Annotated in this window: 19 protein-coding genes; 16 read left to right on the forward strand and 3 right to left on the reverse strand. The window is 34.5% G+C overall.

The window, feature by feature from the left end; all coding sequences use genetic code 11:
* Positions 1 to 216: 216 nt before the first annotated feature.
* The 5 genes from AA089_RS23770 to AA089_RS15000 all read left to right on the forward strand — a co-directional run bounded on the left by AA089_RS23770 (position 217) and on the right by AA089_RS15000 (position 6,961).
* On the forward strand, positions 217 to 2,058 hold the full coding sequence (locus AA089_RS23770) for a 7TM diverse intracellular signaling domain-containing protein (RefSeq protein WP_053002456.1): 1,842 nt from the start codon (positions 217 to 219) through the stop codon (positions 2,056 to 2,058).
* Between the two features lie 10 nt (positions 2,059 to 2,068).
* A complete protein-coding gene (locus AA089_RS23775) occupies positions 2,069 to 2,767 on the forward strand; it encodes a LytR/AlgR family response regulator transcription factor (protein ID WP_053002457.1) in 699 nt (232 codons plus the stop codon).
* 605 nt (positions 2,768 to 3,372) lie between these two features.
* The gene (locus AA089_RS14990) at positions 3,373 to 4,920 is read left to right on the forward strand and encodes a CAP domain-containing protein (RefSeq protein WP_156169044.1); all 1,548 of its coding nucleotides are present in this window, start codon (positions 3,373 to 3,375) and stop codon (positions 4,918 to 4,920) included.
* A 119-nt stretch (positions 4,921 to 5,039) separates the two neighbouring features.
* A complete protein-coding gene (locus tag AA089_RS14995) occupies positions 5,040 to 5,597 on the forward strand; it encodes a hypothetical protein (RefSeq protein WP_046757788.1) in 558 nt (185 codons plus the stop codon).
* Between the two features lie 335 nt (positions 5,598 to 5,932).
* Entirely contained in the window at positions 5,933 to 6,961 is a 1,029-nt protein-coding gene (locus AA089_RS15000; RefSeq protein WP_046757789.1) for a receptor L domain-containing protein, read from the forward strand.
* Between the two features lie 244 nt (positions 6,962 to 7,205).
* Here AA089_RS15000 and AA089_RS15005 read toward each other — a convergent pair whose 3' ends face one another.
* Both AA089_RS15005 and AA089_RS15010 read right to left on the reverse strand, forming a co-directional pair.
* Positions 7,206 to 8,171: a succinylglutamate desuccinylase/aspartoacylase family protein gene (locus AA089_RS15005; protein ID WP_046757790.1), complete on the reverse strand. Its 966-nt coding sequence runs from the start codon at positions 8,169 to 8,171 to the stop codon at positions 7,206 to 7,208.
* The gene (locus AA089_RS15010) at positions 8,149 to 9,039 is read right to left on the reverse strand and encodes a RimK family alpha-L-glutamate ligase (protein WP_046757791.1); all 891 of its coding nucleotides are present in this window, start codon (positions 9,037 to 9,039) and stop codon (positions 8,149 to 8,151) included. Before AA089_RS15010 ends, AA089_RS15005 begins: the two co-directional genes overlap by 23 nt.
* A gap of 172 nt (positions 9,040 to 9,211) precedes the next feature.
* Between AA089_RS15010 and AA089_RS15015 the strand changes: the two genes are divergently transcribed.
* The 10 genes from AA089_RS15015 to AA089_RS15060 all read left to right on the forward strand — a co-directional run bounded on the left by AA089_RS15015 (position 9,212) and on the right by AA089_RS15060 (position 22,024).
* Positions 9,212 to 10,084 (forward strand): hypothetical protein, encoded by an 873-nt coding sequence (locus AA089_RS15015; RefSeq protein ID WP_053002459.1) that lies wholly within the window; start codon positions 9,212 to 9,214, stop codon positions 10,082 to 10,084.
* A gap of 206 nt (positions 10,085 to 10,290) precedes the next feature.
* Complete coding sequence (locus tag AA089_RS15020) at positions 10,291 to 10,983, forward strand: succinate dehydrogenase cytochrome b subunit (protein ID WP_046757792.1); 693 nt, start codon at positions 10,291 to 10,293, stop codon at positions 10,981 to 10,983.
* 18 nt (positions 10,984 to 11,001) lie between these two features.
* Complete coding sequence (locus AA089_RS15025; RefSeq protein WP_046757793.1) at positions 11,002 to 12,999, forward strand: fumarate reductase/succinate dehydrogenase flavoprotein subunit; 1,998 nt, start codon at positions 11,002 to 11,004, stop codon at positions 12,997 to 12,999.
* 76 nt (positions 13,000 to 13,075) lie between these two features.
* Positions 13,076 to 13,822, forward strand: a complete 747-nt coding sequence (locus AA089_RS15030; protein ID WP_046757794.1) for a succinate dehydrogenase/fumarate reductase iron-sulfur subunit — start codon at positions 13,076 to 13,078, stop codon at positions 13,820 to 13,822.
* Between the two features lie 78 nt (positions 13,823 to 13,900).
* Entirely contained in the window at positions 13,901 to 14,821 is a 921-nt protein-coding gene (locus AA089_RS15035) for a M28 family peptidase (protein ID WP_053002461.1), read from the forward strand.
* A gap of 182 nt (positions 14,822 to 15,003) precedes the next feature.
* On the forward strand, positions 15,004 to 16,329 hold the full coding sequence (locus AA089_RS15040) for a T9SS type A sorting domain-containing protein (RefSeq protein ID WP_046757795.1): 1,326 nt from the start codon (positions 15,004 to 15,006) through the stop codon (positions 16,327 to 16,329).
* A 116-nt stretch (positions 16,330 to 16,445) separates the two neighbouring features.
* On the forward strand, positions 16,446 to 18,494 hold the full coding sequence (locus AA089_RS23780; protein WP_082113291.1) for a tetratricopeptide repeat-containing sensor histidine kinase: 2,049 nt from the start codon (positions 16,446 to 16,448) through the stop codon (positions 18,492 to 18,494).
* A gap of 7 nt (positions 18,495 to 18,501) precedes the next feature.
* Positions 18,502 to 19,224, forward strand: coding sequence for a LytR/AlgR family response regulator transcription factor (locus AA089_RS15050; protein WP_046757796.1), 723 nt, complete (start codon positions 18,502 to 18,504; stop codon positions 19,222 to 19,224).
* A 152-nt stretch (positions 19,225 to 19,376) separates the two neighbouring features.
* Positions 19,377 to 20,135 carry a T9SS type A sorting domain-containing protein gene (locus AA089_RS23785; protein ID WP_053002464.1) on the forward strand — a complete coding sequence of 253 codons (759 nt, stop codon included), beginning with the start codon at positions 19,377 to 19,379 and terminating at the stop codon, positions 20,133 to 20,135.
* Between the two features lie 113 nt (positions 20,136 to 20,248).
* Positions 20,249 to 22,024: a MutS-related protein gene (locus AA089_RS15060; RefSeq protein ID WP_046757797.1), complete on the forward strand. Its 1,776-nt coding sequence runs from the start codon at positions 20,249 to 20,251 to the stop codon at positions 22,022 to 22,024.
* A 155-nt stretch (positions 22,025 to 22,179) separates the two neighbouring features.
* Here the strand turns inward: AA089_RS15060 and AA089_RS15065 are convergent, their stop codons facing one another.
* Positions 22,180 to 22,587: a GldM family protein gene (locus tag AA089_RS15065; protein ID WP_046757798.1), complete on the reverse strand. Its 408-nt coding sequence runs from the start codon at positions 22,585 to 22,587 to the stop codon at positions 22,180 to 22,182.
* A 379-nt stretch (positions 22,588 to 22,966) separates the two neighbouring features.
* Between AA089_RS15065 and AA089_RS15070 the strand changes: the two genes are divergently transcribed.
* Complete coding sequence (locus AA089_RS15070) at positions 22,967 to 23,845, forward strand: alpha/beta fold hydrolase (RefSeq protein WP_082113292.1); 879 nt, start codon at positions 22,967 to 22,969, stop codon at positions 23,843 to 23,845.
* Positions 23,846 to 23,858 lie beyond the last annotated feature (13 nt).

A 23,858-nucleotide genomic window follows, 5' to 3' on the forward strand; every position in this document is an offset into this window, starting at 1 on the left:
CACGAAAATTCCTGTATGTTTTTCATACAAACTAAAAAAGCTTCCTCCTTAACTTTTTTTAAGTGACAATACATATTTAGGAGAAGTTTTTTTATATTTGGTTTGACACAAAGAAGTGAGTTTATTTTAAAAAATCTAAGTATTTATAATCAGTTAAAATATAAGGAAGATGAAGCATGTCAAATTTTAATATAAAATCATACGAAGTACACAAACATGCATAAATCAATCGTATTTTGCCTTCTTTTAGTTTCCCTCATTGGCATAAACAATAACAACGTTTTTTCTCAAGAAAACATCATTTCGGAAGTTTCATTCTTTGAAGACTCACAACACATACACGATCTAACTTCTGTTAAAAAAGAAAAATTTCAAAAAGCAAAAGATAACATTGTCCGACTAGGAATTACCAAAAGTACCGTTTGGGTACATATAAACTTAAATCCTGCCAAATTAGACACGACAGCAGTTCTTGAAATAGACAGTCCTTTTTTAGATGAAATCATCCTTTTTTACACAACACAAGAAGGAAAACAAGTATCTGATACTTTGGGAATCATGTATTCTCAATCTAAAAACAAACTCAATCATCACATTCCTGCATTTGAAATTCCGCTTAAAAATGTAAAATCTCCTGAAGTATTTCTGAAAGTAAACAGCAGATGGGCAATGGCCGTTTCTCCTGTCATGAAACAAAAAGAGGTCTTTTACAAAGAAAAAGGGAATATTTATTTCGTTACAGCTTTACTATTAGGCGGTTTAATATGCATGGCGATTTATAACCTATTCTTATTTTTTAGTTTACGCGATTATGGTTATTTATTATACGTGTTGGCATTGGTTTCTACCATTGTAACGCAAGGATATGTGTTAGGTTTTTACATTCACTATATCACTCCTGAATGGACAGAATTCTCTTTTCGAATTCCGGTGGTTTCTATGTTGACTACCTGTGTGTTTTCAAGCTGGTTTGCGCTAAAGTTTTTGAATTTTAAGAAACAAGATGGTATTTTTTATTATCTCCTTGTATTGTTTACTATTTTACCGATACCTGCGCTTATTATTGAGTTTTTAGAGTTTGATTATTTGTCTCGGAAAATAACCATTGTCATAAGCCTTGCAGTGTCGTTTGTTATTTATCTTTCTTCTTTAGATCGACTTATCAAAGGACATAAAATAGCGTTGTATTTCAACATTGCGTGGACGATTTATTTAATTGGTGTCGTGTTGTATGCATTCAATAGGATAGGAATTCTTCCTGAAAATATGTACACAAAAAACTTTGTCCATATAGGAAGTTTTATAGAAGTGATGGTACTGTCGTTTGCGTTAGGTCACAAATACAATTTAGTGCGAAAAGAAAAGGAAAAATTAGAAAAACAAACAAAAGAAGAACTGGAAGCATTGGTAAAAATTCAAACCAATGAACTTGCGGTGTCTTTAGAAGAAAAAGAAGTGCTACTAAGAGAAATTCATCATAGAGTAAAAAACAACTTGCAGATTGTGATTAGCTTGTTGGATTTGCAAGTAGCTTCCGCCAAAAATTCCAAAAATAAAAAAGTATTACTGCAGAGTAAATCTAGAGTATACTCTATGTCGTTAATACATCAAAAATTATATCAATCAGATAATTTGGCACGAATCAATTTAAAAAGTTACTTAGAAGAATTGTTGTATTATGTAAAAAACAGTTACACAAGTATCAATTCTCCTATTAAATATCAGATTTCTGTGGAAGATGTAGAATTGTCGCTAACACAGGCTGTTCCGTTAGGATTGATTGTAAATGAATTACTTACCAATAGTTTAAAATATGGTGTAGAAGAAGGAAATACGGCGAATCAAATCCAATTAAAAGTAGCCACCACAAATGAACAACTCGAAATGGTAATAGCTGACTCTGGTCGAGGATTTGAAAATAAGGAAACGCACGATTTGAAAGATTCGTTAGGTTTATTTTTAATAAAATCGTTAAACAGACAATTGCGAGGAAAAATGGATCGCTATTTTGAATCTGAGATGTTTATGACGCGCTTGGTATTTCCGATGACGCACTAAAAAATAGTTCATGAAAGATTGTAATATATTAATAGTTGAAGACGAACAAATCATTGCTGAAAATTTACGTTTCATCCTAAAAGAATACAAGTATGACAATGTAGATGTCGCAATTGATGCTGATGAAGCACAAGAACTATTCAGCCAAAAAAAATACCAATTGGTGCTTATGGATATCAACTTGGGCGAATATAGCAGTATGGATGGTATTGATTTGATAAAAATACTATCGCAGCAGCAAACGTTCAACTATATTTACATTACGGCAAACGCAGATGCCAAAACATTGGAAAAAGCTAAAACTACGACGCCTACAGGATACATTGTAAAACCTTTTACAAACAAAGCGGTATTTGCCAATGTGGAAATGGCTTTGAGTTCAGTTTCAAAAAGTGATTCGTTTACATTTATAAACAAAGGCATCAAACAGCAAATACAACTCTCTGAAATTACGCATATTGAAGCAGAAGGCGCATATTCATACATTTACAAATCTGATAGCGAACGTTATTTGGTACGGAAATCACTCTCTGAATTTATGAAGATATACCAAAGCTTCTTCATTAGAATACACAAATCTACCATTATCAATAAAGAATACATCCAAGGCTATACAAGTCAATTTGTACGACTAAGCGATTTAAAACTTCCGCTTGGCAGATCGTATAAAAAAGACTTTCTACAACACGTTAAAAACTTGTCATTCTAAAAAATAGCAGCTAACAATCACTTCAAAAGTTTACTTAATTAATATGAGTTCGATGTGAAAAATTTAGTTCTATACTTTTCTTTTCCGAAGTATAGCAGGGATTTTCCGTTAAAAATTTTTGAAGCCTTGGAAAAAATTTAGGGAAATTCATGCGGTTTTAGTTTTTTTCAGAAAGAAAAACTAAAAATACCTCTGGAAAAGTTCCCTTTCTTTTGTTTCTTTTCTTTGGGAAAGCAAAGAAAATGAAAATAAGATAATTAGTAGAGGGTTTCCAAACTTAAACATAAATTGAATTACCTACATAGAACTGACGCTAGTTAAAATATAAACTTAAGTAAAGTAACTTTCTAAAAAGTTGAAGTTTCGTCAAATCAAACTTGATTCAGACATGATTCAACATGACACCTTTTAAAACTTTTCAGACAATCTCTTTTATATCAACACTAGAAAGCATGTTGTTTGCAACAAAAAACGGTTGTTTATAACATATAATTTGCAGTTATGTGATGATTTGATACTATTGTAACGTATTGCTACACCAACCTTTAATTAAAATATATAGTTAGAAAATCTAAATCATAACTACAACTTTTTCAAAAACGAACGTGGAAAAAGTTGTACTACATCATAATATGGAGGAAGTCAAAAATCCTTCAAAAAAGCAGAAACAAACAATAAAAACCCACACAATGAAAAAACTAATTTTGATTCTTTGCCTTTTTATTTTCGGCTTGAACTCACAAAAAATAATGGCTCAATATTCTGTTGCCTCCTCAAACTTACAGTACAACCTTACCAAAGGAAAATTAAAAGATATCACTACTAAAAAAGACGCCAACCAAGATAAATCTAATATGAAATTAGGCACTAGAGTCTGTGTAACTGTTGACGGAACACCTACTAAAGGAATGGTTTATGGGAAGTCTATTTTGGATAAATATTTTGATGCGAAAAAACACACCTATAAGATACGGTATCTAGAAGGACCTAAACAAGGCCAAGAAAAGGATATGAAAGCTGATAAAATCAATTATGTTGGTAAATGTGTAGAAACGTATACAGAAAGACCGACAGATGTTTTGCCATCTAATATTGATATCAGAGCGATGGAAAAAGCAATCATAAAAGAGGTGAACATCGTACGACAAAATCCAAAAGCCTATGCAGCAGCGTTAGAAAAACTTTCTTTTAAAACATATGGACCAAAAGAAAACGCTGGTGAATTTATAGCAATAGGCAAAGGCTTTCTTTCAGTTTGTAGAGAAAATGATAATGCTTGTATTGCCGCCCGCCAAAAAAAATTACAAGTTGCAATTAATTATCTTAAAAGAGCAACTTCATTACCAATCTTAAAAGAAAATACAACACTCGCGAAAGCAGCAGAACTTCTTGCGGCGGATAAAGGAATCATAAATGGACCTGAACACCTTGATAGTAAAGGACGAAGTCCATGGGCAAGAGCTGAAGTTGTTGGATACGAAGGTGTTCGTGGAGAATGTTTAAACGGAGGTCATATATCACCAGCAGGTTTTGTAATAAGCTTTCTCACAAGTCCTGGGCATAGAGATATTTTAATGAAAGATAATATTGATGAAATAGGAGTAGATCTTGCCTTGCATAGTTCAGGTGACCAACGCTATTTACGAGATGTAATTATGGTTGGAAAAAGCAGTAATTCTTCTTCTAATACAACTACTACGTCCAATCCTGCACAAGATGATAGTAATGAATGGCGCAAGTTAAAAAAAATACGTTTTGAACTCAAACGAGGAGAAAGTATCAAAGGACGTCAGATGCTCATGTCATCAAACCAAAATTATTTGTTATACCTCAATAAAGACAACATCCCAGAATTAGGAAAGATTGTAAAAAGAAAAAGAAAAGAAGAACTGGAACTAGCCAAAACTCAGACGGTTTATGTGTTTCCTGTGGTAAGAGCTTCTTGGTTAAAAACCGATGAAATAAAGTTTTTTGTTCAAAAATCTGATGGAAATCTACAATATGCAAACCCAAACAAACAATATTGGGGAATGACGGATGGAAGAGATAAAAACAGAACTGTTCTACACAAAGTTGATAAACTAATCATTACTGATGATGGTAGAATTGTGTTGCTAGATAAAAACGGCAAAGAAATCTGGTCTCACAAATAACAATCAATTGGAAAAGGACGAATAACTGTCAATTTAAATAATATACCAAAATTCAATAACAAGGGCGGAATCTGAAAAGCCTCATATGAAATAGAGTAAGAATCAATAATTAATATACAATGAAACTTAAATTAATTTTCACTTTTTTTATCCTTATAAGTCAAATAAGTTTTGCGCAAAGCGATATAAGTGTAAGAAGTAAAGAATTTGCTAAAATTTTTGTTGCCGCTGATGGAAATTACAATCAATTCTATCTTTCTACAAAATTTAGAGGAACTGATAAAGTGTTGACACTCATCGAAAATAAAGGTAAATACACCGTAGCTTTAAAAGAAAAAGGAAAATATCCAAATCAAACATGGTACATACATCCTGGTGGAGATGATCCTAGTCCAAAATTAGTGAACATGGAAACAGACATGGAAATTTATGGGTCTGGAAAAAATGTAAAAGTAAAGAAACGCTCAAGATCACGTGATAAAGCCATGGTAAGAATAAGAAAATGGAATTTTAACTATTATCAGTTCGTATTTTATATTGATACTGACAGTACAACAAATAGAGAGGAAGATGATGGAGAAAGAGCATTAGATATTTACAATAGTAAAAGAAATGCCGCTTTTATGGCAAAACCAGGAAGATATACAGGACAAATGTGGTTTCTAGAAAAGAAATAAATAATCACTTATTGTCTTAAGAAACAGGTAAGCTACTATCTTATCACTAGTACCCCAAAGATGCTACGGCATCAACTTAAATGCGCTACTAATACAACCTTCGTATTCAGCAAACATGATAACTAACCAAAAACGCACTAATGGCGCTATGGAAACTATCAACGCTGTTAATATGGGCTTGAATTGGTAGCGCATTACTTATACTGTATACACATACGATTTAAAATATGATATCCAAACCAAATAATTTACAACTGAATTTATATCAATTATTTCCTAAAAAAAGCAGCTCAAAAGCGAAAATAATATTCATCATGAATTAACACTTTTACACTATGAAATCACTAAAATTCATTACAACATTTACATTACTACTAATTTTTATCAACAATAGCGTTGCGCAAGAAGTAAAAGAAGGTCAATGGGATATTAACAGCCAATCTGAGGTATCTGAGTATAAAAATACATCAAAGATTACAGGTATGTTTTGGATAACTGGAGAAGATGTACACGATTTAAGTCCATTATCCAATTTAACAGAAGTTGCAGCTTTAGTAATAATGGGGACTGATTTATCATCACTCAAAGGATTAGAGAACCTCTCCAAAGTAAAATATATTCATATTGAGAACAATCCCAAACTCAAAAACATAGCCCTTAACTCAGTTGAAGAAACTAATGTCATACAAATATTCGACAACCCTATTTTGGAGGCTGTACAGTTTGACAAGCTTAAGAAAATAACACCTACAGATGAAATTGACGCGTTCACATATATTGTTAATAATCCAAATTTAAGAGATTGTAGTGTTTTCATTCCTTTTTTGGATCTAACTGACTTTACAATTGGTAATAATGGCAAAGGTTGCAACAGTAAATCAGACATTCTAGAAACCGCCAAAAATAAGCAACCAACCGTAACAGATTGCAGTACCATCAATAAAAAAAGAAAACACAGCGTATATATTAAACCTGGAGAATACTATGCACAAAGTGTGGTTGTAAATAAAGCTTGCTACTCGGGAAGTCAATTCAAATCATTTTCTTGGATATCGCAAGGCAACAGTCCCTTTTCCATCAATGTAGAAATATATAAAGGAGAAACAACGTCTGGAAATCCTGTATACATACAAGAAGGAATCAAATTCCAACCTGGAAATTTTGGTACAGAAAGAACAATCAATTTTCAAGGAGGAAAAGGTTCATTAGCTTTTCAGGCTGGCGAAACCTACACATTTAAATTTTATATGAAATATGGCAATCAATTAGTACAACTGATAGGTGATACGACCAATGGGAAATTTAACCAAAAAGGCAACTTCGATAGCACGTACGATTTAAAATATGATATCCAAACCAAATAATTAACAACTGAATTTTCATAAAATCATATTTATAAAGCTGTAGAATAACAGAAAAGCAGGAATATCTAAGTTCTTGCTTTTCTGTCATACATACGCCAAACTCCTTAACACAAGAAATACGTCTAAAATCAAAACAACATTTAATTATTGAATCCTTAAATCTTTGAATGGAGCGAATCGAATCGAATCTAATATTCTAACAATCTAAGAAGTCCAGATTCCTGCCTTCGCAGGAATGACAAAGTTATTGACCTATATGAAACAACGCATCTCCCTGATTCACAACTGCTTGATTGTTAATGCAAAACACAAAACCGTTATACGGAGCTTTCACTTCTTCACAGTAGCTGGCAAAAGTATCTGTTACAAAACCGAGCACTTCTCCCTTTTTTATAGAACTTCCATTCAACACTTGCGGAACAAACATACCAGCCGTTGGCGCTCGTAACCATTTGTGTTTGGTTAGCAATTCGCTCTCCTTACGTTCTATCAGCATGGGATCAATCTTGTCAATCATACCCACAAATTTCATGACATTCAGCACACCTTGTATGCCTTCTTTAATGGCATATTCGTCAAAACGCATGCTTTCGCCACCTTCAAATACTATAATCGGAATCTTTCGGTCATATGCCGTTTTTCGAAACGATTTTGAAATCAGCGGTGTTGCAAAATAGAAAGGCGCATGAAACACTTCCGCAAGTTTTTTACTCTCAGGCATACTTTCAGTATAGCGAATCTGTGGATGATTGTGACGTTGTGCGCCGCCTGTATGCAAATCAATACCAAAATCTACTTGTGGCAATACGTTGTGTGTGACTTCATAGGCAATTCTCGCGGCAAGCGAACCGTTCTTGACACCAGGAAAACTACGATTTACATCTTTGCCATCAGGTACTTGACGTGAAAAATGTACAAACCCAAAAATATTCAATAAGGGTAAGACAATCACAGCGCCACGTTTGATTTTATAACAACCTTCAAACAGCATTCTACGGATAATTTCCACACCATTTATCTCATCGCCATGCAAACCGCCTTGTACCAACAATGTCGGTCCAGGTTGTTGTGCATTAAACACATATATAGGAATATCAATCAATGTTCCCGTCGGCAACCGATCAATAGGAATCTTAATCCATTTGGCTTCGCCAGGCTTCACAGTTTCTCCGTGAATGCTAATATCTTTATTTTCCGAATCTTCGAACATTCTTTTCTAAATATTTAATAATCTCGCCAGCTACATTAATATTGGTGTGCGATTCAATACCTTCCAAACCTGCGGACGAATTGGCTTCAATAACCAACGGACCACGTTTGGAGCGAATAATATCAACGCCACAAACAGGCAATCCTAACACTTTTGAAGTATGTATGGCAATTTTCTTTTCGTAAGCTGTCAACGTTACAGATTCTGTCGTTCCGCCGCGATGCACGTTACTTCTAAAATCTTCCTCTGTACTACTTCGCATCATGGAAGCCACAATTTTATTTCCCACAATATACACACGAATATCTTGTCCGTTAGCTTCTTCAATAAATTCTTGTAAAATAATATTTACGTTCATATTATACAGCGACTCAATAATCGATTTCGCCGATTTTTTACTTTCTGCAATCATCACGCCCAAACCTTGTGTTCCTTCTTGCAACTTTATAATAATGGGAGCGCCACCAAGCAACTCAATATGTTCTTTAATATTAGCGGTATCTTTTGCAAACAAGGTTTTCGGAATTGGAATGCGCTTTCGAGCTAAAATTTGCATCGTACGCAACTTATTTCTCGATCGAATAATGCCTAAAGATTTTGCAGTAGTAAAAGCGCCATTCATTTCAAACTGTTTTACAATAGCAGAACCGTGTCGTGTTACCGAAGTGCCAATACGCGGAATAATAGCATCTACACCATGTGTAATATTTTCAGAACCTAGATAAATTTGAGGTTTCGCTTCTCCGAGAAGTACAGCACAACGCGTGTGATCTACCACACGGACATTATGTCCTTTTTTGGTGGCTTCATGGTACAATCTATTCGTGGAATAAATTCGGGAATTAATAGAGAGAATATAAATATTCATTTTAGGTTGAGTCAAGTAAGAATTTTTAAAAATAAGTAAACTTTCTTACTAAAAAAGACTCGTTCGATAAAAAACGATAAATATTTAAAAATCAATTATGTAAAAACATACTAAAATTTATAAAAAAGCCGTTATTCTTTCATATATTTTGGATTGAAAAATAAATAAACCGATGAAAAAATTTCTGTATCTCGTAATCGTACTTTGCACATTTTTCTTGTCTTGTGCATCTGATGAAGACTGTTGTTTACCAAACCCAGGAGAAGCAAATTTGATTATAAAGTTCAAGTTTGATGCAACACAAGCGCGTTTAGACAATTTGGGACAACCTGCTGTTATTCCAGCAGGAAATGCGGCACAATCGCCAAACTTTGCAAAAATGAGCGCTAATTATATAGAATTTGCGTCAAGCGCGAATACACTCTTAGGAGCTGGCGAAATCATATATTCAGGAGCAGAAACTACGCAAGGTGGTGCTACGGCAATTGATTTTCAATCGGCACAATTTGCAGGAAATGATGAGGTTTTCTTGTCAATTCCTTTAAGTGAAGTTGCTTCAGGAAACTACAATTGGGTGCGTGTTTCCTTGGCATATCAAGAAGGAAGCATCAATTTTTTACAAAATGGAAATGATATCACAGGAACTTTGGCAAGTTTTGTTGGGTACAACAATTACATCACTAACTTTGATGTCAACGGAAGTACATTCAACATTAATGAAAATAAATTACAAGGATTTTGGACATTTGAAGCCTTAGGATTTACCACGCAAGGACAAGCGCCAGCAGGAGCAACGACTGTTCCAAATCCGTTATTCAATTCGTCGCCAGTGCCACAAGGTTCGTGTGTAGTTACAGGACAATTCGAAAATGCTTTCATCATCACAGGAAACGAAATAGCAGACGTAGAAGTCACTTTATCTTTTTCGGTAAACAATAGTTTTGAATGGACAGAAGTAAATGCCGATGGTAAATATGAACCTGCCATTGGCGAACAACCTGTCGATATGGGATTGCGAGGACTAATTCCTTCTGTTTCAAACTAGACAAAAGAAACTACAAAATAGCCTCATTTTTTTACAATCTAAAAGCTAATTCGCGCAAACGTTATAGCAAAACAATCAAATAGCCGATTTTTTAGCAAGCAAACTACTTAAATTCATTCTAAATAGACTTCAAAACAATCATTAAAACTTGTAGAGATTCTTAGCGAGCCGTATATTTGTGAAACAAATAATTAATCACAATTATAATGAGCGGAATTTTAAATTCTTCGATTGGAAGAAAGTTTGCGATGGCACTTTCGGCACTCTTCCTAATGGTTTTTATCCTACAACACTTTGCAATCAATATTCTTTCTGTGTTTAGTCCAGATGCTTTCAATGAAGCATCACACTTTATGGGAACGTTTTGGGCAGTACAATACCTATTGCAGCCAGTTTTAATTTTGGGAGTCATCTTTCACTTCGTGATGGGATTCGTTCTTGAAATAAAAAACAACAATGCAAGAAAAGTGAGTTATGCCAAAAACAATGGAAGCGCAAACTCTTCTTGGATGAGTAGAAATATGATTTGGAGTGGAGGTTTTATCTTGATCTTCATCGTCATACACATGATTGACTTTTGGGTACATGAAATGAATGTAAAATACATTGCAGGCGATATGACAGGATTAATCAATCCAGCAGATCCAGGAAGTGGATTTAGATATTATGAAGAATTGGTAGTAAAATTTGAGCCAATTTGGAGAGTTGCTTTGTACTGTGTAGGATTTGTCTTTTTGGCATTACATTTATTACATGGTTTTGGTTCAGCATTCCAATCCATTGGAGCAAACAACAAATACACAAAAGCATTACAAGGTATAAGTAAAGTATATTCTATCGGAATTCCAGCAGGATTTATTTTCATTGCATTATATCACCATTTCACAGGAACACATTAAAAAATACTTATCAAAACTATGGCTTTAGATTCAAAAATACCTCAAGGACCACTAGCAGATAAGTGGACAAAACATAAAAACGAAATCAATCTTGTAAACCCTGCCAACAAACGTCTTATTGATGTGATTGTTGTAGGAACAGGACTCGCAGGTGGATCTGCGGCAGCGACATTAGCTGAACTAGGATACAACGTAAAAGCGTTTTGCTTTCAAGATTCTCCACGTCGTGCACACTCAATTGCAGCACAAGGAGGAATCAACGCCGCAAAAAACTATCAAGGAGATGGAGATTCAACCTACCGACTTTTTTACGATACTGTAAAAGGTGGCGATTACCGTTCGCGTGAAGCTAATGTATATCGTTTGGCTGAGGTTTCTGCAAACATCATTGATCAATGTGTAGCACAAGGAGTTCCTTTTGCACGTGATTATGGCGGATTACTTGACAACCGTTCGTTTGGTGGTGTATTAGTATCACGTACGTTTTATGCCAAAGGACAAACAGGACAACAATTATTATTGGGAGCTTATTCTGCCATGAACCGCCAGATTGGTCGTGGAAAAATCAAAATGTACAACCGTCACGAAATGTTAGATGTTGTTGTTGTTGATGGAAAAGCTAGAGGAATTATAGCACGTAACTTAGTTACAGGAGAAATAGAAAGACATTCGGCACATGCAGTTGTATTAGGAACTGGTGGATACGGAAACGTATTTTTCCTTTCTACAAACGCTATGGGAAGTAATGTAACGGCAGCTTGGAAAGCACACAAACGTGGTGCATACTTTGCAAATCCTTGTTACACACAAATTCACCCAACATGTATTCCAGTTTCTGGAGATCATCAATCAAAATTAACGTTAATGTCAGAATCATTGCGTAATGATGGTCGTATTTGGGTGCCAAAACACAAAAAAGATGTGGAGGCAATTCGTGCCAAATCATTGAAACCTACCGATCTTAAAGAAGAAGATAGAGATTACTACTTAGAACGTCGTTATCCAGCCTTTGGTAACTTAGTACCACGTGATGTTGCGTCGCGTGCAGCTAAAGAACGTTGCGATGCAGGATTTGGTGTAAACGCTACAGGTGAAGCAGTGTATTTAGACTTTGCGGCAGCCATTGAGCGTTACGGAAAAGAGCAAGCACACGTAAAAGGATTGGATGAAAATGATGCGGCTTTAGTGAAAAAACTAGGACAAGAAGTTGTTAAAAATAAATATGGAAATCTATTCCAAATGTATGAGAAAATCGTTGACGAAAATCCATACGAAACACCAATGATGATTTACCCAGCGGTACATTATACAATGGGAGGAATTTGGGTAGATTATAACTTGCAAACAACCGTTCCTGGATTGTATGCTATCGGAGAAGCAAACTTTTCTGATCACGGAGCCAACCGTTTGGGAGCTTCTGCATTAATGCAAGGATTGGCAGATGGTTATTTTGTATTGCCTTACACCATTGGAGACTTCTTAGCAAATGATATCCGTACAGGACCAATTTCTACAGAAACAAAAGAATTTGAAGAAGCTGAAAACAAAGTACGCGAAGATATCAATCACTTAATCAATAATAAAGGAACGAAGCCAGTTGACTATTTCCACAAAAAATTAGGAAAAATTATGTGGAATAAATGTGGAATGGCACGTAACGAAAAAGATTTAAAATCTGCTATTGAAGAAATTTCACAACTAAGAGCAGAATTTTGGAAAGATGTACGTGTTCCTGGAGAAGCTGATGAATACAACGAAGAATTAGCAAAAGCAGGTCGTGTAGCAGATTTCTTAGAATTAGGAGAATTGTTTGCAAAAGATGCTTTAGTAAGAGAAGAATCCGCAGGTGGACACTTTAGAGAAGAACACCAAACTCCTGAAGGAGAAGCAAAACGTCGTAAGGAATTCCAATTTGTTTCTGCATGGGAATATAAAGGAGAACCAAAAGATGCTGTCTTACACAAGGAAGACTTGGCATATGAGAATATTGAAGTAAAAGAAAGAAGTTATAAATAGATGTCAGTATTGAGATATGAGATGTTAGAAAGCTAACTGCTCAATACTCAATACTCAATACTAAAATCTAATAGTTATGAATTTAACATTAAAAATATGGCGTCAAAAAGGCGCAAACGCTAAAGGGAAAATGGTTGATTATCAAATCAACGATGTTTCTCCAGACATGTCTTTTCTTGAAATGTTAGACGTTCTTAACAGCGAACTTATAATAAAAGGAGACGAGCCCGTAGCTTTTGATCACGATTGCCGTGAAGGAATTTGTGGTTCTTGTTCACTATATATAAACGGAGAAGCGCATGGACCAGATCGCTTGGTTACTACATGCCAATTGCACATGCGTAAGTTTAAAGATGGAGATACAATCTACATCGAACCATGGAGAGCCAAAGCATTTCCTGTAATCAAAGATTTAATTGTAGACAGAAGTTCTTTTGATCGGATTCAACACGCAGGAGGATTTGTTTCTGTAAACACCTCAGGAAACACGCAAGATGCAAACTCAATTCCAATTGAAAAAGCAAATGCAGATGCAGCGTTTGATGCAGCAACATGTATTGGTTGTGGAGCATGTGTGGCAAGTTGTAAAAACTCAAGTGCCATGCTATTTGTTTCAGCAAAAGTATCGCAATTCGCATTACTACCACAAGGACAAGTAGAAGCAACTGACCGTGTGATGAACATGGTAAATCAAATGGACGCTGAAGGATTTGGAAACTGTACAAACACTGGAGCTTGCGAAGTAGAATGTCCAAAAGGAATTTCGCTTGAAAATATTGCACGTATGAATCGTGAGTATTTAAAAGCATCTTTCAAAGGATAAACGCTAAGCCTATACAATCATATCAAAATCCCAAGTACAACCTGCTTGGGATTTTTTAATTACATTCATCAAAAAACTATGATACAATCAAAAAACATTTTAATTGTCCTATTACTGCTTTTTATAAGTTGTAAAACGGAGAAAGCATCTAAAAAAGAAGCAAAAGAACAATCTGAAGTACAAACGGAAATCGTGTATGATTTTGATAAAACGATCTTGTTAAATCATGTCAAAGAATTATCATCCGATGCATATGAAGGACGCGAAACAGGAACCCAAGGTGCTACAAAAGCTAAGAATTACATTATCTCAGAATTCAAAAAACTAAATGTACAACCATTAGGAAATGATTTTGGACAAGTATTTCCACTAAAAGAAATGCAAGGAGAAAACATTTTGGGACTCATCAAAGGAAGTGAAAAGCCTACTGAATACATAGTAATATCTGCACATTACGATCATGAAGGAATCAAAAATGGAGACATATACAATGGTGCTGATGATGATGCTTCTGGAATCAGCGCATTAATAGCGTTCGCAGCATATTTTCAAAAAAATCCACCAAAACATTCAGTCATTCTTGCAGCGTTTGACGCAGAAGAGAAAGGCTTGGTAGGTTCGTTTTACTATGTAAAAAATCCAATAGTAGAACAAACGCAGCTCAAACTAAATATCAATATGGATATGATTAGTAGAAGCGACAAAAAAGAATTGTACGCTGTAGGTCCGCAACACTATCCACAATACACATCAATTATCGAAAACACCAAAACAAGCGGAGATCTAAGCTTAAAAATTGGTCACAAAGAATGGACACACATGAGCGATCATGCTGGATTTCATCAGGCTAAAATTCCATTCATATATTTTGGTGTAGAAGATCATGAAGACTATCACAAACCCACGGACGATTTTGAAAACATTCATCCAATATTCTATACAAATGCAGTGCAAACCATCCTCACTTTTTTCAAAGATGTAGACAATAGTTCATTGTAAATAAAATCAAGAAAAAATAAAGATCGAATATCGTAATAGGTATTCGCTTTTTTTGTTTCATAACATCACAAAGCGGTTTAGAACATTATAGAAAACGTTCAGAACATTTAAGAAACTGTCAAGTGCTTTTCGGTATATATTTGTCGTGCTAACCTACAGTAAACACTCAAATCTTAACTACAATGAAGCAAAAATTACTTTTTCTATCGTGTGTGCTTTGCACATACATACTCACAGCACAAGCTGTATTTCCTGATACATTCGAATTTCGAGGAATAAACTCCAATGCGCCCGATGTGGGCGCAGTACCAGCTCCAGGACCGAATCCTGCGGGTTTAGATGTAGCCGTTTTGCCAACATTAACTGGAAGACTCAGCGCACCAGTATTGGTCGATTTAGATGGTGATGGTGATTTGGACATGGTTTCTGGCGCACAAGCTGCGGAAGGAAAATTATTTTACTATGAAAACACAGGTTCTGCTACGGCTCCAAACTGGGTGCAAACAGCACAGCCAGCATTAGACGCCGTTGCCATTGCTCCAGGAGGAAATAATGAAACAAAAGGTCAATTTGTAGACATCGATGATGATGGAGATTTTGATTTATTCCTTGCGACTAAAAATGATATAAATCAATTTAACTTTAATGATATTCATTACTATGAAAATACGGGAACCGCTACCGTACCGAATTTTGTAGAAACGACCATTCCTGGGATTTTGAATCAGAATATAGCAAACTTTCCAGGTCTCGGATTTGTCGATTTAGATGACGATGATGATTTAGATATGGTAGGTATCGGAAGTGATTCTATATCCTATCTTGAAAATACAGGAACTAAATTAGTGCCAATGTATGAACGTAGATTGCATTTAGACAATCCTTGGGATATGAACACAGGTACAGGAGTATTGGATCGTAACTGGCCACACGGCGACATATTGGTAACAATGCCTAGTTTTGAAGATGTAGATCGTGATGGCGATTATGACTTAATTGTGGGAACTGATACAGGAATTGTACGTTGGGTAGAAAATATCGGTTCGCCAACAGCACCAGACTTCGGAACATATGCGTATCAAAATATGCCAGGAGATTTAGAAACATTCGATTTTGGACAATTTGCAACAGTTAGTTTTGGAGATGTAAATAGTGATGGAGTTTTAGATGCTATCTTAGGATCGTTTAGCCCTGGATATTTTGCATGGTTTGAAGGTGTATTGACAACGCCATTAAGTATTGAAGAAGAAAACGTTGCTGTAAAAGTACAGGTAAGTCCAAATCCTGTAAGTGATTTGTTAACGATACAATTTGAAAACAATCAAATCAATAAAACAAACATAACGATGTATACCATTACAGGACAAAAGGTATATGAAAGTAACAAACTCGTTCAGAGTGATAGAAGTGTAAAAATTGATGTGTCAAAATTAACATCAGGATTGTACTTTTTGCAGATAAAAAATGACGGAAATGAAACCATCGTGAAAAAAATTACCGTTCAGTAAGTATAACATATATACTGAGTACTACTTTAAGGAGACACTTTTAAAAAGCTGTCTCCTTAACATATTTAAAAACATGTGTATTTTTGTGTAACCAAACGAACCTTTAACCTGTCTTTATGAATTTCAAATCACTAAAATTCAGTCTTTCATTTTTGATGTTATTATGTGTTATTAGTGTAAAAGCACAAACCACTGAAATTCAAAAAGAATATGACAGTATTGCTGCAATACTTGAAAAAACAAAGCAAAAAGACAGTATTGTATCCTTATTAAATCTTCAAAAAGAACTTGCAGAAAAAGCAAATGACAAGAAACGATTAGCTGAAACAATCTTTACCATTGCTTTACGAAGTAATTATGGAGAAATGAAATCTATAGAAAACTTTGAAAAAGCAATTTTACTATATGAAGAACTAGATGATATTGCTGCACTGAGCAAAGCACATGTGGCTATAGGAAGAGCGTATCAATCGCAAAGTAAATACAATGAAGCATTTCAGGCTGTAAATAAAGCATTGGAATATGCAGAAATGGCTGAAGACACTGAACTCATCATCAATGCATACTCTTTTCGATCAAATGTATATGGAAACTTTTCACAAGTTGACAATGCCATCAAAGACTTAAACAAAGCACAAAAATTAGCATTACAATACAAAGATGGAGAGAAGTTATTACCTATTCTTCAAGCAAAAAGCTTTCTATATTACTCAAAAGGATATTATAAAGAAGGAATAGCCGCTGTTAAAGAAATGATTGCTTATTTTGATCAAAAAAATAACAAGCGAAGTGTTGTTGTATGGCGAAATAACTTAGGGATGATTTATGCAAGTTGTAACTGTACTTCGTTAGATGAGCAAAAGAACAATATGCATGCTTCCATAGCATTATCAGACAGTATTAATTTTAATTATGGAAAATCGTATGCTTCAGTACATATGGCAAGAGCTTTAATGAAACAGAAAAAGTTTGATAGTGCATATACATATCTTTCTACTGCAAAAGAAGGTTTACCAAAAAAAATAAATCCTAGCTTTTTAGGATACTTATATCAAACAACTGGTGATTATTGGGGAAACCTTGGAAACAAACGAAAAACAATTCAAGAATTTGAAAAAGCATTCAAAATTTGGGACAAGCTCAATAAACTAAAAGATAAACAATATGTTTCGCAACATTTAGCGAGTTTGTATCAAGATTTAAATAATGATAAAAAGGCGTTCTTCTATCTGGAAAACTACACCACGACAAAAGATTCTTTAGTAAATAAAACTAAAATTGAAAAAGAAAAAGAATTAGAACTTACGTATACTTTTGAAAAGCAACAATACAGAGACAGTATCCAAAATGCCGAAGCGCTAGATATCATGGCGTTAGAACAACAAAATGAAATTCAACGTGAGCAACACATACAACAAATTCTTTTAGGATTATTCTTGGCAGCATTAGCGCTTGGCGGATTTGCCTATTACGCATACCAACGAAAAAAGAAAACCTCTAAACTATTAGACGAGAAAAATAAAATCATAGAAAAAGCATTACAAGAAAAACAACTTTTACTAAAAGAAGTACATCACAGAGTTAAAAATAATTTCCAAATTGTATCAAGTTTGCTTGAATTACAAACGAAAGGTATTGAAGATGAAAAAGCACTGAGTTTGGCAAATGAAGGAAAAAACAGAGTCAAATCGATGGCGTTAATTCATCAAAAACTCTATCAAAATGAAACAGGGTTGATTGATTTTGACGAATACATCAACGTATTGGTAAAAGAACTATCATACATGTATGCTTCTGAGAAAAAAGTACAAACGAATATCCATACAGAGAACATGCAATTTGATATCGATACGGCAATTCCATTAGGGTTAATTGTGAATGAATTGATTACAAATGCGTACAAATATGCGTTTGATGCTACCAAAGAAAATCAACTAAACATTTCGATCAACAAAGTCAATGAAGAAGAATACAAACTCGTTGTAGCCGACAATGGAAAAGGAATTGATGATACAATCGATTTGGCGAAAGTGAAAAGTTTAGGATTGCGTTTGGTAAAACGACTGACGAAACAATTGCAAGGAAAATTTACACTAAATAACAGTGATGGCGCTTCATTTGAAATTACCTTTAAAGACACACAACGAAGAGCATTATTAGACTAATCAAGCTATGAGTAAAGTAAAAATATTAGTAGTTGAAGACGAAATTATCATTGCCGATCACATATGTGATACACTTGACGATTTAGGATATGAAGCGTTAGAACCTGTAATCAATTACACAGAAGCCATAGAAGCGATAGAAGCTGAAAAACCTGATTTGGCAATCTTAGACATTCAACTTTCTGGACGAAAAACAGGAATTGATATCGCAGAAAAAATCCGAAAAGAATACGATTTCCCATTTATATTTCTAACCTCAAACTCTGATCCACTAACGGTTTCGGAAGCCAAAAAAGTAATGCCACCAGCGTATTTGGTCAAACCGTTTACCAAAGATGAACTCTACTCTTCTATAGAAATTGCACTCTACAACTATTCCAAACGTGTCGGAGAAGTCAATGAAGAAGAACTCATCATCAAAGATGCATTTTTCATCAAAGAAAAAAACGTATTTATCAAGTTGAAATTTGAAGACATTCTATTCATCAAAAGCGAACATGTATACGCGGAAATTCAACTAAAAAACAATCAAAAACATGTCATTCGTGGGAATTTAAACAAAATCATTACGAAGCTCAATCAAAAATTTGTACGTGTACATCGCAGTTACATTGTCAACTTAGAATACTTAGAACAAATAGATCAAAATACCATCGTAATTAACAAACAAGCCATTCCTATTGGTAAAAAATACAAGGAAGAACTATTAAGCAAAATCAATTTGTTATAAACAGCAGCTATCTTTTTCCAAGCTACCTATAAAATTAAATAAGCGCATTTAAATAGTACATTCAGAACATTAAGTAAGCAGTTCAGAACATTTGTAAGAAACATGACAAGTAGTTGAATACCTTTATAGTCTTAACCTAAATCTTACATGTTATGACAAAAAAAATACTCGCTTTTGTGATGCTTATAAGTGCATCATTATTTTTAAATGCACAATGTGGACCTTCTTTCAGTGACAATTCAAATTTTGATGCTGCAGGCAACTCAACAGGAATCTCTTTTACTACAGATGGTACTTGTAGCGGAATATTAACAAGCATCACATTCAACTCAGGTTTCTCTGTCATAGCAGCAAGTCCTGATAATATGATTGGTCAAGCTATCGTACGTTTGTATGAAGGCGACGGATTGGGAGGAACTGTATTAGGTACATTAAATATTGCTGACATAGGCGCTAGTACTACTTTTGACTTTTCTGCATTGATGATTTCTATGAATACTTCTTCACAATACACAATTATAGTATCCGATTTTACACTGCCAACCTTAACAGGACGAGGATTTAATGGCCCTTTTTCTACAAATTACACAGGTGGAGTACGATACAGAAATGGAGTTGCGCAAATTGGAGAACACTTGGCTTTCTCTGTTAATATTGATGATTCTACACTAAGCGTAACTGATGTGGATACAGCTGAAATGAAGTTACGCGTCTATCCAAATCCTGCTACAAATAGTATTCAGTTAACAGCTTTGCAAAAAACAGAAAACTATACAATTTTGGATATCTCTGGAAAAAAAGTTGTGGAAGGAATTGTAAACGAAAATGAACCAATTTATATTAAACAATTAACCAAAGGAATCTATTTCATCCAACTAGAAAAAAGAGTACTAAAGTTTATTAAAAAGTAGATTTGACAACGGTAATTGTTAAACTTTTCTTAGGATGAAATACTAGCGAACGCAAAGCTATTTGTTTTGCGTTTTTTTTTGTTTCTTGGCGAGATATTTCTCAGAATACCATCATGCAGAACCCAATAACTTTTTACACAGCACAAAAAGCCAAATTTGAAGCCGAATTAAAAGTACAACGACGAAAACTAAACCAATCTAGTTTCTTGCGTTTGCTCGTTTTTTTAAGCATTGCTTTCGCGATATATCTCTTATTTGGACAATGGCACTATGTAATATTGGCGTCCATAGTTGGTATGGGAATCTTTCTGTTTTTAGTCTTTCGTCATTCAGATTTAGTCTATCAAAGCAACAAACTAAAAGCATTAATACAATGCAATCAGCTTGAAATAGATGTCATCAATGGCGATTTGTCAAAACTACCAACAGGCGAGGAATTTCTAGACGCTTCACACGAATTTAGTTACGATATTGATCTCTTTGGAAATGCTTCTTTCTTTCAATATCTCAACAGAGCAACCACACGCGAAGGAAAAAACAAATTGGCAGAATTACTCGCAAGTAACGACATTTCAAACATTACTACACGACAAGAAGCCATCAAAGAATTAGGCGAAAAAGCAACGTGGCGACAACATTTTTCAGCCATTGCATTGCTCATCAAAGTAGATGCAACTTCAAAAAGTATCACAACATGGTTACACGAATACAAAAGCTTCATTCCAAAAGCAGTTCGTTTCTTGCCAATGCTATTTTCAGTACTTTCTATCACAATCATAACCTTATCGTTTTTAGAAATCATTCCGTTTTTATACGTGCTAATGTGGATAGGATTGGGCTTGGGAATTACAGGGAGATTTCTAAAAAGTATCAATCTATTATCGATCAATACGAACAAAGCAAAAGATACATTTCAACAATACGGACACTTGTTGCAACGTATTGAAGAAGAAACATTTACAACAACACTGTTGAAAGAAAAACAACAAAACATTCACAGCGATGTACAAAAAGCATCTGCCTTAGTGCGCGAATTTTCAAAACGAATTGATGCATTGGACAATAGAAATAATATCTTAGTTGGAGTATTTTTAAATGGATTGTTATTGTGGGATATTTCAAAATCATATCACATCGAAACATGGATTGCAAAACACAGTACAAAAGTGGCGCAATGGTTTGATGTCGTGACATTTTTTGATGCATATAACAGTTTAGGGAACTTTGCGTTCAATCATCCAGAATTTAATTATCCAACGATTTCAGAAAACGCAACGCAAGTACTGAATGCTTCACAATTGGGACATCCATTATTGCGAACGACAAACAGAATTGACAACGATTTCAACATTGGGAACTCGGAATTTTTCATTGTTACAGGTGCAAATATGGCTGGAAAAAGTACCTTTTTACGAACGGTTTCGCTCGGAATTGTCATGTCTAATATTGGTTTGCCAATTTGTGCAGAAACCGCCGAATATTCGCCTATAAAACTTATTACAAGCATGCGTACGACGGATTCGTTGGCAGAAGGTGCTTCGTACTTCTTTTCAGAATTGCAACGCTTAAAAATGATCGTAGACAAAATTGAAGACGATACGTATTTTATCATTTTAGATGAAATTTTAAAAGGAACCAACAGTCATGACAAAGCGATGGGTTCAAAAAAGATCGTTCAAAAACTAGCTTCACAAAATGCTGCGGGAATCATTGCCACGCATGATTTAAGTTTGTGTGAATTGGAAAAAGAAATTGACCAAGTAAAAAACTACTTCTTTGATGCCGAAATCATTAATGATGAACTCTTCTTTGGCTACTTACTCAAAAAAGGAATCTGCGCCAATATGAATGCTTCGTTCTTGTTGAAGAAAATGGAGATAGTGGAGTAGTTCTCGATACAAGTTTCAATCAAGAATTACTCAAACTCACGATTGTACTTTCATTGTTAGTCATTTGTTATTTGTCATTTGTCATTCCGCACTTGATGCGGAATCCAAGATTAATTTTAACTATTTGAATACAAACTACAGTGTATAAGATGCTACTAATTAGGATTTTCAACATCTTCAATCCGTAACACTTTTTCAAACGTTAACTGTTTTCCAGAATGCATTTGAGCTACAATTTTAAGCGTAACTTCATTGCCCGACTGTGGTTTCAAATTAAAATTTCCATTTCCTTTATTGAGCAAGCCTGGCGCCATTACAGCAACATTTTTTGCATTCGGAACTACAATTTTTAAAGGATTATCAACGCCACGATAGACAATATTCATCTTTTTAAGTTCAACAATTGCTTCTGGTTGTGTATTAGAAAATTGTTGAAGCGTAGCTAACGAATCTTTAAGCATAGCATTTTCTTCTTGTAATTTTACACAATTATTGTGTTGCGATTCGGTACAACTCACAAAAACGGTCAAAAAAATAATCAAAAGGTTAAAAGTATATTTCATTACGACTTGATTTACTTATAAAAACTGAATGAACAACAATTTAGTATATTTTAAAATAAATAAGACGCATAAAGTATTCTTTTCATTTTTATGTCACATTGAGCGCAGTCGAGATGCAAGTTTCTATCAAAAATCACTCAAACTGACGCTTGTGACTTCATTGTTTGTCATTTATCATTTGTCATTCCGCACTTGATGCGGAATCCATTTTAAAGTATAGTAGATTCCTGCCTTACTGAATCCAGTTCAGCACAGAAAATAATTCGTAACAAAACGTATTAAGAACAGCTTTTAAAACGAACAACTTCATTTTTTTTATAAAAAACTGTAATAAATAAAACAGGTCTGTACTAAAAGGAAAATACAAAATCAAAAAACGATGAAAACAATACAATCTATGCTCTTATTCTTTTTTGCTTTCGCGAATGTACAAGCACAAGAAGTTACAACACCAACTGCTTTTGAAGTTTCCATACACGGAAAAGGCGATACTATGTTCCTAATTCCAGGCGCTTCCTGTTCAGGAAATGTTTGGAATGAAACAGTTGCCAAATACCAAAAAAACTATCAAATTCATGTCATTACACTTGCGGGTTATGGCGGCACAAAACCAATTGCCTCAAATACCATTTTGCAAGAAGTAAAATCACAATTAATCAATTACATCAAAAAACAAAAAACGGACAACTGTATTCTTATCGGGCACAGTATAGGTGGATTTACAAGCTTGCTTATGGCAATTGAGGAAGAACGTATCGTTTCTAAAATCATCATTGTAGACAGTTTACCATTCTTAGCTGGCGCTTCCAATCCTGCCATAACTGAAGACTTTGTAAAATCGTCTTATGGAATGCTCAAAGAAATGTACATGCCTATGGACAGTATAATGTTGCGAAATACGCTAAAACAAACGCTAAACGGTATGATGCGCAACAAAGAAAAAATTGGCTTCGTACTCAATGATGCTGCAAAATCAGATCGTAGAACGTTAGGATATACCATGTTTGAAATGATGAGTACAGATTTACGGGAAGCCATCAAAACCATCAAAACGCCAACATTGGTACTCACAAATTGGAACGAACCTATTCCGCAATTTCCTAACTTTACCAAAGAAGCCAAACTAAAAATGTATCAAGATCAATATAAAAATTGCAATTCGTGTACGGTAAAAATTGTAGACAAAGCGGAACATTTCATCATGTTAGATAATCCATCTGCATTTTACCAAGAAGTTTCAAACTTTATCAAACAATAGCTTCAAATTTTTT

The sequence above is a fragment of the Kordia jejudonensis genome (assembly GCF_001005315.1).
Lineage (GTDB): Bacteria > Bacteroidota > Bacteroidia > Flavobacteriales > Flavobacteriaceae > Kordia > Kordia jejudonensis.